Annotated in this window: 15 protein-coding genes; 12 read left to right on the forward strand and 3 right to left on the reverse strand. The window is 46.7% G+C overall.

The window, feature by feature from the left end:
• Positions 1–46 precede the first annotated feature (46 nt).
• Entirely contained in the window at positions 47–724 is a 678-nt protein-coding gene (locus AN477_RS03325) for an undecaprenyl-diphosphatase (RefSeq protein ID WP_054967764.1), read from the reverse strand.
• 164 nt (positions 725–888) lie between these two features.
• On the opposite strand from AN477_RS03325, the gene AN477_RS25800 reads away from it, so the two are divergent.
• The 3 genes from AN477_RS25800 (at position 889) to AN477_RS03340 (ending at position 4,259) form a co-directional block, all read left to right on the forward strand.
• Complete coding sequence (locus AN477_RS25800) at positions 889–1,092, forward strand: DedA family protein (protein ID WP_157061791.1); 204 nt, start codon at positions 889–891, stop codon at positions 1,090–1,092.
• A gap of 142 nt (positions 1,093–1,234) precedes the next feature.
• Entirely contained in the window at positions 1,235–1,837 is a 603-nt protein-coding gene (locus tag AN477_RS03335; protein ID WP_054967766.1) for a DedA family protein, read from the forward strand.
• A gap of 436 nt (positions 1,838–2,273) precedes the next feature.
• Positions 2,274–4,259, forward strand: a complete 1,986-nt coding sequence (locus tag AN477_RS03340) for a transglycosylase domain-containing protein (RefSeq protein WP_054967767.1) — start codon at positions 2,274–2,276, stop codon at positions 4,257–4,259.
• A gap of 219 nt (positions 4,260–4,478) precedes the next feature.
• Here the strand turns inward: AN477_RS03340 and AN477_RS03345 are convergent, their stop codons facing one another.
• Entirely contained in the window at positions 4,479–5,168 is a 690-nt protein-coding gene (locus AN477_RS03345) for an ArsR/SmtB family transcription factor (protein ID WP_054967768.1), read from the reverse strand.
• An 88-nt stretch (positions 5,169–5,256) separates the two neighbouring features.
• Here AN477_RS03345 and AN477_RS03350 point away from each other — a divergent pair, with 88 nt between their 5' ends.
• On the forward strand, positions 5,257–6,141 hold the full coding sequence (locus tag AN477_RS03350; protein WP_054967769.1) for a DMT family transporter: 885 nt from the start codon (positions 5,257–5,259) through the stop codon (positions 6,139–6,141).
• A 115-nt stretch (positions 6,142–6,256) separates the two neighbouring features.
• On the opposite strand, the gene AN477_RS03355 is transcribed toward AN477_RS03350, so the two are convergent.
• The gene (locus tag AN477_RS03355; RefSeq protein WP_054967770.1) at positions 6,257–6,574 is read right to left on the reverse strand and encodes a winged helix-turn-helix transcriptional regulator; all 318 of its coding nucleotides are present in this window, start codon (positions 6,572–6,574) and stop codon (positions 6,257–6,259) included.
• 243 nt (positions 6,575–6,817) lie between these two features.
• Here AN477_RS03355 and trxA point away from each other — a divergent pair, with 243 nt between their 5' ends.
• The 8 genes from trxA to AN477_RS03395 all read left to right on the forward strand — a co-directional run bounded on the left by trxA (position 6,818) and on the right by AN477_RS03395 (position 13,286).
• Positions 6,818–7,141 (forward strand): thioredoxin, encoded by a 324-nt coding sequence (trxA, locus tag AN477_RS03360; protein ID WP_054967771.1) that lies wholly within the window; start codon positions 6,818–6,820, stop codon positions 7,139–7,141.
• A gap of 176 nt (positions 7,142–7,317) precedes the next feature.
• Positions 7,318–7,986 (forward strand): type 1 glutamine amidotransferase domain-containing protein, encoded by a 669-nt coding sequence (locus tag AN477_RS03365; RefSeq protein ID WP_054967772.1) that lies wholly within the window; start codon positions 7,318–7,320, stop codon positions 7,984–7,986.
• Between the two features lie 90 nt (positions 7,987–8,076).
• Positions 8,077–8,358, forward strand: coding sequence for a Dabb family protein (locus AN477_RS03370; RefSeq protein ID WP_054967773.1), 282 nt, complete (start codon positions 8,077–8,079; stop codon positions 8,356–8,358).
• Between the two features lie 17 nt (positions 8,359–8,375).
• Entirely contained in the window at positions 8,376–9,281 is a 906-nt protein-coding gene (locus AN477_RS03375) for a DMT family transporter (RefSeq protein ID WP_054967774.1), read from the forward strand.
• A gap of 121 nt (positions 9,282–9,402) precedes the next feature.
• Positions 9,403–9,960, forward strand: a complete 558-nt coding sequence (locus tag AN477_RS03380; RefSeq protein WP_054967775.1) for a flavodoxin domain-containing protein — start codon at positions 9,403–9,405, stop codon at positions 9,958–9,960.
• A gap of 532 nt (positions 9,961–10,492) precedes the next feature.
• The gene (locus AN477_RS03385) at positions 10,493–11,860 is read left to right on the forward strand and encodes a cytochrome ubiquinol oxidase subunit I (protein ID WP_157061792.1); all 1,368 of its coding nucleotides are present in this window, start codon (positions 10,493–10,495) and stop codon (positions 11,858–11,860) included.
• Positions 11,857–12,912: a cytochrome d ubiquinol oxidase subunit II gene (locus AN477_RS03390; protein WP_054967777.1), complete on the forward strand. Its 1,056-nt coding sequence runs from the start codon at positions 11,857–11,859 to the stop codon at positions 12,910–12,912. Before AN477_RS03385 ends, AN477_RS03390 begins: the two co-directional genes overlap by 4 nt.
• 11 nt (positions 12,913–12,923) lie before the next feature.
• On the forward strand, positions 12,924–13,286 hold the full coding sequence (locus tag AN477_RS03395) for a Na-translocating system protein MpsC family protein (RefSeq protein WP_054967795.1): 363 nt from the start codon (positions 12,924–12,926) through the stop codon (positions 13,284–13,286).
• Positions 13,287–13,290 lie beyond the last annotated feature (4 nt).

The raw sequence follows: 13,290 nt of genomic DNA on the forward strand, positions 1-13,290 counted from the left end.
AAAGAACTCCGGGTATTTTCCCGCGGAGTTCTGTATTAATTATAGCTTATGATATAGAGCGTGATGTCGATCGACCATGTTTCCCGACCTTCGCGCTGGGACCGAACTTGAAGAGTTTCGCTACAAACGTGGTCAACGGGAAGAGAAACCGTGAGAACTTCCACATCACTTTACCAGAAATCACACCGACGATGAGTCCGCCAATGACGTCCGATGGGTAATGTACACCCACAAATACGCGCGCAAACATGACGATGATGGCGATAATGGTGAAGATATAGCTAATCCACTTTTGCTGTCTTCCCCAAGACCCAGCCGCAAAGCCAAAGCTTCCGGATGCATGATCGCTGGGGAATGAAGCGTCTGAGGCATGAGGAATCAGCTGAGTAAAGGTTCCTTTCTGGAATACCGTAAAGGGACGGGGTCGGAACCAAATGTGTGAAAGGATGACGTTGATAATCAGTGCCAAAACTCCTGCGAATCCCGCAACCACCAAAGCGTGTCGGTTCTGAATATCCTTTTTGGGCAGAGCAAACCAGGCTACGACAAACAAGACCGCGTATATTTCAAGGGCATCCTTTGCGAAGAAAATCATAATGGCATCCAGCAAAGGGCTGTGCCCGGCAAGTCCATTGATCAAATGATAAAGAGTTACATCGAACGGGTTTAAGAAAGCGCTGTGAATCACACTCCCATATGTTTTGTTCACCAAATGTAAAGACATTGTAAAGCCCACAAAAGTTCACGAGCCGAGTGAACCTTTTTTCTTTCTGCGATGTCTTTTGTTTCGAGAAAAGATTAACGAGGTGAACTTATTGGAAAGTGCTATGATTCATTGGGTTCGATCGGGCGGATACATCGGCATCTTTCTTGCCATGGTATTAGAGAGTGCGTGTATTGCTTTGTCGAGGGCGTTACATACATGTTACAGAACGTCATTTGAAGAAGACTGAAGAATGGTTCGATCAACGCGGTGAGTGGGCCGTGTTTGTTGGACGTCTTTTACCAGGCATTCGGACGCTCATTTCCCTGCCTGCAGGGATTGCCCAAATGAACGTTGTGAAGTCTACGCTATTTTCCGCGATTGGGTAGCTCCCATGGGTTGCTGCGCTGGGTTACGCTGGATTTAAGCTTGGACAAAATTGGGAAGGTATCAAGACCTGCACACATCCGCTCCTGTTGGCGGGAGTTTTTGTTTATAAGAGTCGCCCAGAAACTGAATAGGGGGAAGACCATGCATCATTTTGATATTCAAACTCTGATCCACCACTACGGGTATATCGGTGTGTTTTTCATCCTGTTCATAGAAAATATAGGAATCCCGTTTCCTGCAGAAACGACACTTACGATCTCAGGGATTGAATGGACACAGCATGTATTTAAGCTGGTGCCATTATTAGTCTCTGCAAGTTTGGGCAATATTGCAGGCTCAACGATTGGCTACGGTATTGGTCGGTTTCTTGGACGACCGGTAATTGTACGATTTGGCAAGTATATCGGAATTACAAACGAGCGTTTAGATAAGGCCAATGATATGTTTACCAAGTACCAAAGCCCGGTCGTTTTGTTCGGGAAATTCATTGCGGGAATCCGCGTCTTAATTCCTTATCTCGCTGGCATCAATAAAATGTCATTCCTAGTTTTTACTATCTACAATACCATGAGTGCTGTTGTCTGGGCGGGCCTGTTCATCATTGTAGGCAAGTACATCGGGATTGAATGGTCTCGTTACCACCAAGTGCTCCATCAATACATGGTCCCGACAATCGTTGTCATTGTACTTCTTGTCGGAATTTATTTTGGGCTAAAACTAAGTCATAAAAGACGGGCGAGATAAGCAGCCACTCATTCACTTCCAAAAGAATGCCTCTATGGGAACCCATGATTCATACTGTAGTTTTGACTTATGCACCTATGACTCTTGCTCGTCGTGTCAATCGATTGTTTGAAGAATATAGTTGATGACGGGCTTCATTTCTGTATACGAGTGCACAACAGTTTTTAAACAACCCAATCAGAGGTGTTCATGGGGATAATTGGCACTCTATAAAAGACGATTGATCTCTAGCTGGGGGTTGAGAATGAACTTGCGTAGGTTAGGGTTTTCTCTAGTCATGCTAAGCGCCTTATTACTGACGGGCTGTTCTATAAATTATCCAGTCACGAATAAAGTTACTAAATCGATTCAGGCCGTTCAGGCTCCCGTTAACATATCGAAGTTAACATCCGCTCCCAAACCGACGATTGTGTACGACCGGAGTGGTGCGGTTTACATGAAAATTGGTCAAGACTCGATTTCTCTGCGCTATGAGCAGATTCCGAAAAGCTTACAGGATGCTCTTGTTGCAACAGAAGACCATAACTTTTGGACCGAATCCAGTATCGACTATCGAAGTATGCTCCGGTCAATTTATGTTGACATACTCACCGGAAGCGCAAGTCAAGGTGCGAGTACCATCGCAGAACAATTGGCCAAAATTGTATATTTGAACGACAACAAAACACTTTCTTATAAGCTTCGAGAAATCTGGCTAGGTGTTCAAATCGAACGTCATTTTACGAAGCAGGAAATCTTAACAATGTATCTGAACAAAGTGTTTTTAGGTGAAAATACAGCCGGCGTGTATCAAGCGGCCATGCGCTACTTCGGGGTTGATTTGGTTCGAGATCCCAACGGATTAACCCTGGATGAAGCGGCCATTTTGGCAGGTCTTCCACAAGCACCGACCGCTTATGATCCGTTGATTCATCCACAAGCAGCACGGACTCGACGAAACGAAGTACTTCAGAATATGGTCAAGTACGGGTACATTACACAGCCACAAGCCTCTGCTGCACAGCGCCCACCGCTTGGTGTGAAGTATCATTCAATTCCTTCACAGTCTTGGGATACGCATCCATTGTTTACGAACGTTTTATTTGATTACGCCGCAAAAAACGGGGTCACACCGCAACAATTGCTCAATGGCGGTTTAAAGATCTATACCACGATTGATCCGAAAGTCCAAAGTGCCGTGCATTCCGTATTTTGGACTGGGAAGTACGACAGCGATTTCCCAGGTCCTGTAGAGGGCGCGGCAGTCTTTCTCGATCCAAAGACGGGTGGCCTGTTGGGTGTAGCCGGATCTCGTCAACAAGGGTATGTGCCCTTTGGGCTGGATCGAATCTACAGCAATAGTTCAACGGGATCGTCCATCAAACCCATCATAGAATACGCTCCTGCCATTCAAAGTGGAAATTGGGGGCCAACATCGATTCTGGATAATCAGCCCCAGGATTTCGGCGACGGCTATATCCCTCAGAATTGGGAGGGTCCGAGCGGCCCGGCTAAAGTCACTTTGCAATACGGTTTGGAATGGTCACAAAATATTGCTTCGGTTTGGTTGCTAAAGGAAATTGGTTTGCAAACCGGTGTTGATTTTGCCTTGAAGGACGGAATTCCATTGACACACCAAGATAGGCAGCAGTTGGGCATCGCCATCGGGGGGATGCAGTATGGAGTCAATCCACTGGAAATGGCCCAAGCTTATGAAGCATTTGATAACTACGGTGTTCAAATGACGGCTCATTTGATTAAGAAAGTTGTGAATCAGGACGGGCAGACGATTTACCAATTCCATCCGTCCTCGACGGTAGTCATGACACCGGCAACGGCGACAACCATGACGAGGTTAATGCAAGATGTGGTGGATTATGGGACGGGGACAGCGGCCCTAGTTCCAGGCTGGGGTGTGGCCGGGAAAACCGGAACCGTACAGTACAGTAGCGGGTTAAATAGCAGCGTGCCCAATTGGATTCGAGATGCGTGGTTCGATGGATATACCCCAAACCTTGTGGGATCGATTCATATTGGTTATGATACCTCATCTCCGCAACACCACATGACCATGTATCCGCTTGATCCGTCCGCCAATGCGGCCAAAATTTTTGGTGACATTGTGGGTCTGGCTGAACAAGGAAATGTTGCAGAGCAATTCAATCAAGGGCCTTTGCCAGCATCTCAAGGAACGGCCTCGGCAGCCTACAACACCAGTTCACAACCGGCCCAATCTAATTTGGAGAATCCTGCCGGAAGTAGTACGAACAATACGGTTGTGAACAACACTGGCGCCGTGACAAGCGGTCTTCGAGGCAATACAACGACTCCAGGTAATCTTGGAGACAACACGATACCGGGCACGGGGAACTCGACGACCAACTCTGGTGGGAGGGGAACTGGAGTGTCTACTTCTTCAGTACCGGAACACAACGGACCCTAGGCTTTAAGGTCTGCATAAGTAGTAAATCGACGTCCTCAGCGCCAGCATCCAAAGGTAAGGGATCGTAGCTGGTCAAAACCGTGTTTTGGTGATACGGTCGTTCATGTTAGAGGAACTACAGTTTACCGCCGATTCGTCGGATGCCCTAAAACGGAAAATAGCCGACGTGCGTCAGGAGGATAGGTTTTCGGTGCATTTACGATATGAAATATTGAACTTTTAATCAACTGAAAACTCGAAATGATTATGGAATCCTTCCTTCCCCAATTCTGTCACACGTACTGCCCGTTGGGATGCTTTCTTGTCGATCCATCCAAGCTCTGTAATTCGATCCAACAGTGCGGCCCCAAGTGCTCCTCCGATGTGCGGCGTACGTTCACTCCAATCTAGACAGGGATGGATAAATTTGCGACGACGACGTTTTAGTTTTACAAAATCGATCCCGAAATCACCAAAAAATTTCTTACCATCATCGGTAACCCTGTAGTTTTCATTAGAGATATCAATATACCCCTTTCGAACGATAGACTCGGCTAAATTAATACCCAGCCTTCCGGCGAGATGGTCATAACATGTTCGGGCTTTCCGCAAGGCGTTATCTTCGTCCGCCTCTCGGAGGGAGTAAATTTCCGATGGGGGTGAAATTTCAATGAGGGATTCAATGGCATGTGCGACGTTCGGGTCAGTCAGTCGAAAGTAATGATATTTACCTTGAACCTCTTTAGAAATCAGATGGCCCGAAACCAGTTTTGACAGATGTAGGCTAGCGGTTTGCGGTGTAATTTTAGCTCGTTGTGCGAGTTCTGTTGCCGTTTGCGGACGTCCATCTAGCAGGCTGATGAGCATGGCGGAGCGAGAAGGATCAGAAAGTAAACCAGCAACGTGTGAAATGTCAGGAGTCGATGGCATTGTACTTCCCCCTCTTAGGGTGTAATCGATACTTCGATACTAACCGAAATAAAGTGCGGTTACAATACTGCTTGGAGGAGGGAAGTTTATGAATCGATGGTTGTTTGGAGTACTTGTACTCATTACGACTAGCCTGATGGGTTCGTCGTTTGCTATAGGAAAAATTGGGTTACAATACGTCTCTCCGTTACTTCTTGTTGGGATCCGTTTCACCCTTGCAGGCGTGCTGATGGCTTTATTTGTGGTAAAGAGAAATCATCCGAGGAGTCTATGGGTTTGGCTGAAGATAGGGACCATTGGACTCTTTCAGACAGCTGGCGTTATGGGGTGTATTTTTATTAGTCTTAGAACCATAGCGGCGAGTGAGTCGTCAATCCTGACGTTTATGAACCCGCTGCTTGTAGTCATCTTTGGGACAATTTTCATGGGTGCAAGATACCGACTCGTGCAATGGAGTGGAGTCATTCTCGGATTTGTGGGTGCTTTCATCACTTTGGGGTTTCATCTACACTTCCGGTCAGGAACGTGGCTTGCATTTTTAAGCGCCGTATCCTGGGCAATTGCAACCTTATTGGTAAAAAACTGGGGAAAACAAATCGATACTTGGGTGCTGACCGCGTACCAAATGTTATTTGGCGGAGTACTCTTGCTGGTTGCAGGAGTTACCATCGAACACCCAATCTTCGTCGTGAGTGGCGTCTCTATTGCGATTGAACTGTGGCTTGCAATTATGGCTTCGGTGGTCCAATTTGGAGTGTGGTTCTTTCTTCTGCAACAAGGGGATGCGGGGAAAACCAGTGCGTTTTTGTTTCTCGCTCCCTTCTTTGGGGTAATCTCAGGTTGGCTGCTGCTTGGTGAGGCCGTTACCTGGGAAGTTCTCATTGGTGGCGTACTCATTTTTTTAGGGATATTCTTGGTGAATTGGCCCGCTCAACGCCCAATTCAAGATGCCGGAGAGGTCTCATTAGAGTAATACCTATCAAGCACCCGGATTATAGATACTGTTCTTCGACATGACGTCTTGTCGGACAAACACGGAATCTGTAACTCCTTATCATAGCTCACTCAAGTGGGAGATAACGATAGTCCTAATTAACCCAATCGTCTGCCCAAGTTTGTACAGCTTCAACAACAGGATGAAGCGCTTTTCCCTTCTCCGTCAGATCATATTCGACCCGGATAGGTGTTTCTGGATATACCGTTCGCTGGACAATGCCTACACACTCAAGTTCTCGAAACCGTTCAGATAGCATGCGTTCACTCATGTCCGGAATAATTGCTGCAATTTCCGAGAAACGCTTTGGACCTCCACAGAGAGTGCGAAGAATGAGGCCCGTCCAACGCTTTCCCAGTAAATCAAATGCCTCCTTGAATTTGGGACACATCTCATCATAGTTGCGATTCATTTTTCTCACCTCAAGCTTATCTTAATACCTAAGCTTGACAAAAGTAAGTGGATGGTTGTATCCTACGTTCTGTTACTTTTTACTTACCTTTCGTAACTCCATCGAGGAAAAGAAGCTTACGTACGAAGCCCAACTTGCCAACTCAGCTAGGTTGGGGTGTTTGGGGGAATAGGGTTTCAAAAGTTTCTTTAGTAGACGAACTCAGGTTCACTGATAATTGTTGCGGTGAAAGGGGAAATTGTAATGGCAACTCAAAAGGTCACTGATAAAACATTTGTGGAGTTCATTCAACGGGATACACCAGTGCTGGTTGATTTTTGGGCAACTTGGTGTGGGCCATGCAAAATGATGGCCCCTGTGCTCGAAGACGTTTCAGAAGAATACGAAGGAAAGTTAGTGGTTGCAAAACTCGACGTGGATGAAAACCCTGTTACGGCACAGCAGTTCGGTATAATGAGTATTCCAACACTGATGTTGTTTCAAAATGGAAACCTGTTAAAGCAGATTGTGGGCTTTAGACCTAAAGCAGACCTAATTGCTCAATTGACGGAAGTTGTTGTTGGGTAAAGAAGCTAACCTGTTATATCGGGACGAATTGTCGACGAGGCTTCAATGGTTCTGCATTAATGCCAGCGTTATGGTCCTAGCCAAGCCGGGGTCATGCATCTCACTCTTCAAATGGCTAATAAATGGGCGCGAACGGCATTCAAATCAAGTGACTTGAAGTACAAGGAGGAGTCTTCATGGCAAAAGTTCTAGCGGTTGTATCAAGCGGATATAAGGACACGGACTATCACACTGGGTGGTGGGGCGAGGAACTGTTTGCACCACTAAAAGCGCTTGAGGAAGCTGGTCATGTTGTTGATTTGGCGTCGCCACTCGGTGGAAAACCAGAATTGGATGAGCGTAGTGTACTTCCAGAATACGATCCGCAGGGTACGTACAAGGCATTGTATGAATCTGGACGGGCCGATGACACCCGAAAAATCAGAGAGATAAACGCGGCTGATTACGATGCAATTTTGATTGTCGGTGGTCATGGGGCAATGTTTGATTTGGCGAAGAATGAGGATCTACACCGCATTATCAACAGTGTGTACGATCGTGGGGGCATCATTGCTGCAGAATGTCATGGTCCTTCTGTACTGGTTTATACCACAAGACCCAATGGCAAGAGCATCGTCGAGGGGCTGAAAGTTACAGGTTATCCGGATGTTTGGGAACCCGAAGACGTACTTCCGTACTTGCCATATAGCCTTGAACAAGAACTGCGAAAAATTGCAGATTACATTCCTGAACTTGACCAAAAAGCTTTCGCAGTTTGGGGAAATTCGCAAATTGTCACGAGTCGTGATCCCTTTTCATCGGAACTTATGGGTCAAGAACTTGTAAAAGGACTGCAAAAGCGATAACGGAACGGATCGGGTGGTGAAGATTGTTTAGACACGCGCATATTGATACCGGGCGTCACTGTGGAACTGGCGTAGGGGAGGCGAGGATCCGTGGTTCATAAGATATTGCTATTCAATTTGAATGACCCATCTAATGAAAGTTTGATACGAGACAAAACCGTGGAATTGTTAACAAGTGTGCCTGGAGCAAAAAATGTTACTTTTCGGCGGGTTATAGAGCAAGGCGAAGTTCACTATCGGTTTTTGATTACCGTAGATTTCGACTCGATGCAAGCTCATGACGAGTATATGGTGCATGAAAAACACGTTTTATTTTCTAAAGAGTATTTCCGCCCGAATATCAGTGAATTGCTCATTCAGTTTTTTGAGTGACAGACAACGGAGGAAAAATGAAATACTATCTTTTGTTAGTTCTGACTAGCCTTATGTGGGCCGGGAATTTTGTCACGGGAAAATTTTTAGTCGGACACACTTCTGCACTGACCATTACAGATTTGCGTTGGGCAATTGCAGATGTGTTGTTGTTCCCGGTTGTGTGGGTTGCAGATCGAAAATTGTTGCCGCCACTTCGAGCTTTACTTCCCTTGGCGTTGATGGGGTTGACGGGCGTGATTGCGTTCAATCTGTTTACTTACCTTGCTCTGCAGCACACCACACCTGATAACGTGGGATTGATTTCCGCGTTGAATCCGGTAGCGATTGCGATTGCGTCGTTTATCTTTTTGCAAGAGCGGTTAAGAATTCGCCAAATTTCCGGTATGCTTGTCTCTCTTTTTGGCGTAATTGTTGTCGTGACGAAAGGGCATTTGACTGCCCTGGCTCACTTTCAGGTAAATACGGGCGTAGGGTTGATGCTCGTTGCTGTGGGGAGTTGGGGGTTGTATGCTGTTGCGGGACGATTTGCAATGAAACACGTGTCTGCCTATGGAGCGACGCTTTGGGCTGGTGTTCTTGGCGTCATCTTCATGCTTCCGTTTGACCTGCCTAGACTTTCGTTTCACCAGTTGAACGTTCCGTTTTGGAGTTCGATTTTTTATACGGCCATTGGTGGAACAGTGGTCGCCATGATTGTGTGGAATATTGGGATTCAGCGAGTAGGTGGTACACAGTCGGGTATATTTCTCAACTTTAACCCAATCTTCACAGCAGGTCTGGCATACCTGCTCATGGGGGAAACTATACACATTTCACAGGTTGTTGGCACGTTGATCGTGATCGCAGGTGTTTCATTATTTGCCATACAGAGACGTCAAAAACAAAAACCCGATAGGGTCTCAGTTCGGCAGCTCGCCTAAAATTCGGTGCTGATATAGGACCAATGGCGTCCCCGTACTTTACCAACGGGTCGTTGAGTACTGAGCAAGTGAAGGGACAAGACACTTTTCGAAATCACGTTGATGAGAGGGGAACTTACGAATGAAAGTATATGTTTTGCACGCAAGTATGTATGGACATACCATCGCACTCGGTGAAGCCATTGCAGCGGGAGCTAAAGAGGTTGCGGGAGCAGAAGTGATTTTTAAGTCGGTTGATGAGACCGAACCGGATGAACTGAAATCTGCGGATGCCATTATCTGGGGTTCTTCGGGCGTGTTTGGTGAACCAAATCCCAAAATGTCAAACTTTTTATCTAAACTAGGACAGTTATGGTTCTTCGGCAATCTCCAAGGAAAAGTTGGCGGTGTCTATGCAACCACCTCAACCCACCACGGTGGCGTCGAGAATATCTGTAGGGCGCTCCAAACACCGATGCAACACCATGGGATGATAATTGTTTCGAATACAGGTCAGTTCAATGAAGACAGGGCAGTCTATGGAAATCCTTATGGTGCGACAGCGGTGATTCCAGTTGAATCATCAAAAGATGCACCCATGAATCGCCCTTCTGAAGTCGAGTTGAAAATCGCCCGTGAGTATGGTCGTTCGGTCGCTGAAGTGGCAAGAAAATTGACAGCCGAAGTCGTAAAGGCTTAACCACATATTGAACCGTTGCCGCTCACGACAATCCCGTATGAAGATGCTTTGTCAGCTCTGAAGTCCCGGGCGACAGCGCAACAGCTTTAATCAGAAGACATTGCAGAAGCAATCTGCTATGCAATTAACCAACCCGAACGAGCATCTGTGAATGAAATCTTGATCCGCCCAACGACGCAGTCATCTTAAGAAGAACATGATGGTCATCAACGTTCGGTGACGCGGCTGCCTTTATAGTTTATGGTGGACTCTCTGATTCAAATATGATGATTGTCTGATACAATATAGTTGATTGCTTGACACAATTTAAAGGATTTGCTTGTGGAAATTAGAAACCCAATATGCCAAAATCGAATGTACTTGGTAATCCACATCTGACATAGCGGATTGGTAATTAGGTACAGGAAGTGCCTGAAACTACTCCATTATGAACTTCGCTGGACATGAAATGTCCGGTCGAAGTTTCTAATGGAGTTTTTTTATTGACTTCGCTGTGTCAGCCAAGTAAGAGGTATAGGGAGTGGTCAGGAAAATGAACCATGTAGAGATGGCGAGAGCGTTGTTCGGTATCACCCTAGGCTACCACATTGTTTACGCCACAATCGGTGTAGGCATTCCGTTACTGATTTTCATTGCAGAGATTGTCGCTGCCCGAACAAAGCAGCAAGTGTACCAAGTATTTGCCGTTCGAATGGTACGAATCCTGTTGTTGCTTGTAGGTGTCGGGATTGTCACAGGAACGACGGTTGCCGTCATGTTATCAGTTCTTTGGCCTACATTCATGCGCGTAGTGGGGCAAGTCATTAATGTTCCCTTCGAAATGGAGATTTTCGCGTTTATGCTCGAATCTCTCTTCCTTGCGATTTATGTATATGGTGGAAAACGTCTGTCCGTAAAAACGCGGATTTTGAGCGCACTGTTCATGAGTATCGGTTCCACGGCTTCGGCTGTTCTCATTACCGATGTCAATTCCTTTATGAATACCCCAACCGGGGTGACTTGGGTCAACGGATCTCCAACTCAGATTGATCTTTTGAGAGCCTTCTTCAACCCCGCCTTTCCTACGGAGTTAGCGCACGTCGTGGTGTCCGCTTATATGGCAGTAGCCTTTGTGATGTCTGCGGTGGCTGCAAAAAACCTTCTTAAAAGAGACCAAACCAGTGAAGAACGCGCCTACCATCGTCAAACTCTGTCATTGACCATGGCGGTCGGGGGAGTCACTTCCGTCTTAACTGCCTTCATTGGAGACTTATCCGGGAAGTTTCTCGCGAAATTTCAACCAGAGAAGTTAGCCGCTGCCGAAGGTTTATTTCATACCACTCGAAATGCTCCTTTAGTGATTGGCGGGATTGCCAGTGCTGCCACACAAAGCGTTGTCGGTGGAATTCATGTTCCAGACCTGTTAAGTTGGCTTGCTACAGAACGACTTGATGGTAAGGTGTTAGGTCTCGACCATTTCCCCCAGAACACTTGGCCTCCTCTGTTTGTGCATTTGCTTTTTGATACCATGGTTGGAATCGGGAGTTTCTGCATTGCCGTAGCTGTTACTTATTGGGTTTATCGCTTCCGTGCAAAGACACTGGATGTACCCGGTTGGCTGCTTCGAGTCATTTTCGTAACGGGTTTCCTCGCCATGATTGGAATTGAAGCCGGCTGGTGTTTCGCTGAGTTTGCTCGTCAACCATGGATTATCTACGGGGTGATGACTGTGAGTCAAGCAGTCACACCGTCAGCAAGTGTAGGAATCCTATTTGTGGGCTTCGTCAGCTTGTATGGTGTGTTATTGATTGCAACCATTTGGGCACTCAAACGCTATTTTCGTAACCATCCTCTTTCGGAGTACCAGGTTACGTACACCACTCATGTTGTAAAACATGAGAAAGAAGGGAACTTGGCGTGAACATAGTAGCCTTGGGAGCCGCATTTATTTGGGCCATGATATCCATCTATACCATTCTCGGAGGCATTGATTTTGGATCGAGTTTTTGGCGCTGGTACTTTAGCAGACGCAAAAACTGGGAGGCTGAAGAAGTTGCCCACTCGTTTGTCTCTCCCACTTGGGAGTTGGTGAACTCATTCCTTGTCCTCATCCCCGTCGCGATCGTCGGATTGTTTCCTGGAGCTGCCTATGCGTACGGGAGCATTCTCCTCATTCCCGCGTCGATGGTTTTGGGATTACTGATTTTGCGCGGGGCTTATTGGCAGTTTGGCTATGCGTCGGAGCAAAAGCGCGGTCCGATTATTTGGGTGGTTGGACTCACGGGTCTCATTCTCCCTGGGCTGTTTGCCACCATTCTAGGTTTATCGCAGGGAGGGTATGTAAGCAGAGGAACCCAAGGAGCTTATGTTCTGCCACTTGCTAAGTTCCTGTTTTCACCACAGGTACTGGTATTTCTCGCGTTTGGGATTCTGATGGCTTTGTATTTGTCTGCACTCTTTCTGGCACAGTATGCTAAACAGGCCGGTTCGTTGGAAACCTTCGCTGCATTTCGCCGCAGTGCCCAATGGGTCGGACCACTGAGTGCGGTGAGTGGAATTCTCGCCATCGTCTCTTCCATGCATGGTCAACTGGATATGAGTCATCGACTTGTTACCTGGTGGCCGATCCTTGGTTTATCCTTCGTGATGTTTCTCGTCGGCTATGCAGGACTGTTTCGACCTGTGGGAATGACTAAGGTGCGCATGAGTTTGTGGGCCACGGTGATCCAACTCGTCTTGGCGCAGATTGCGTACGGGTGTGCTCATTATCCGTATGTGCTATACCCCTATTTAACCTTTTCAGATGCGGCGTCGAATCATTCCATGTTCGTCACAACGCTTGTGATTTTTGTCGCTGGATTCGCACTGCTGGCTCCGGGATTTTATCTCTTCCGAAGTCTCTTTATCAAAGATGTTCAATCTGTAGTAAGTCAGACTGCAAGCCGGGGGACTGTAACGCCAAAGAGGGGGTAAATGAGTTGGCGGTGACACGCATTGTGCATACTTTTAACAATCTTGTCCGGGATGTTCGAAAGAAGCATGTCGGGAAAGGGCCGGATCAAATTACCACACGGTTTGTAGGCTCGTGGGCCGTCTGTGAAATGAAAGGGAATATGACGAGTGTGGAGAAATTTGCGATTCGGAACGACGAAGGGAAACGAATTGTTCGAGAACTTCGTACGACATTTGTCAAAGAGATCTACAAAGAAAGCCAAATTCGGTCCGAAATTGAAAATGTGGTTGATGCAAAACTGATTACTTTGTTTTGTGACTTCGATGTGGAATTGGACATTGCTGTGACGGTCTATGTATTTGATCGTCCATTAGGACTAGACGGCGATACTTGAGAGT

The organism is Paenalicyclobacillus ferrooxydans (genome assembly GCF_001399675.1).
Classification (GTDB): domain Bacteria; phylum Bacillota; class Bacilli; order Alicyclobacillales; family Alicyclobacillaceae; genus Alicyclobacillus_B; species Alicyclobacillus_B ferrooxydans.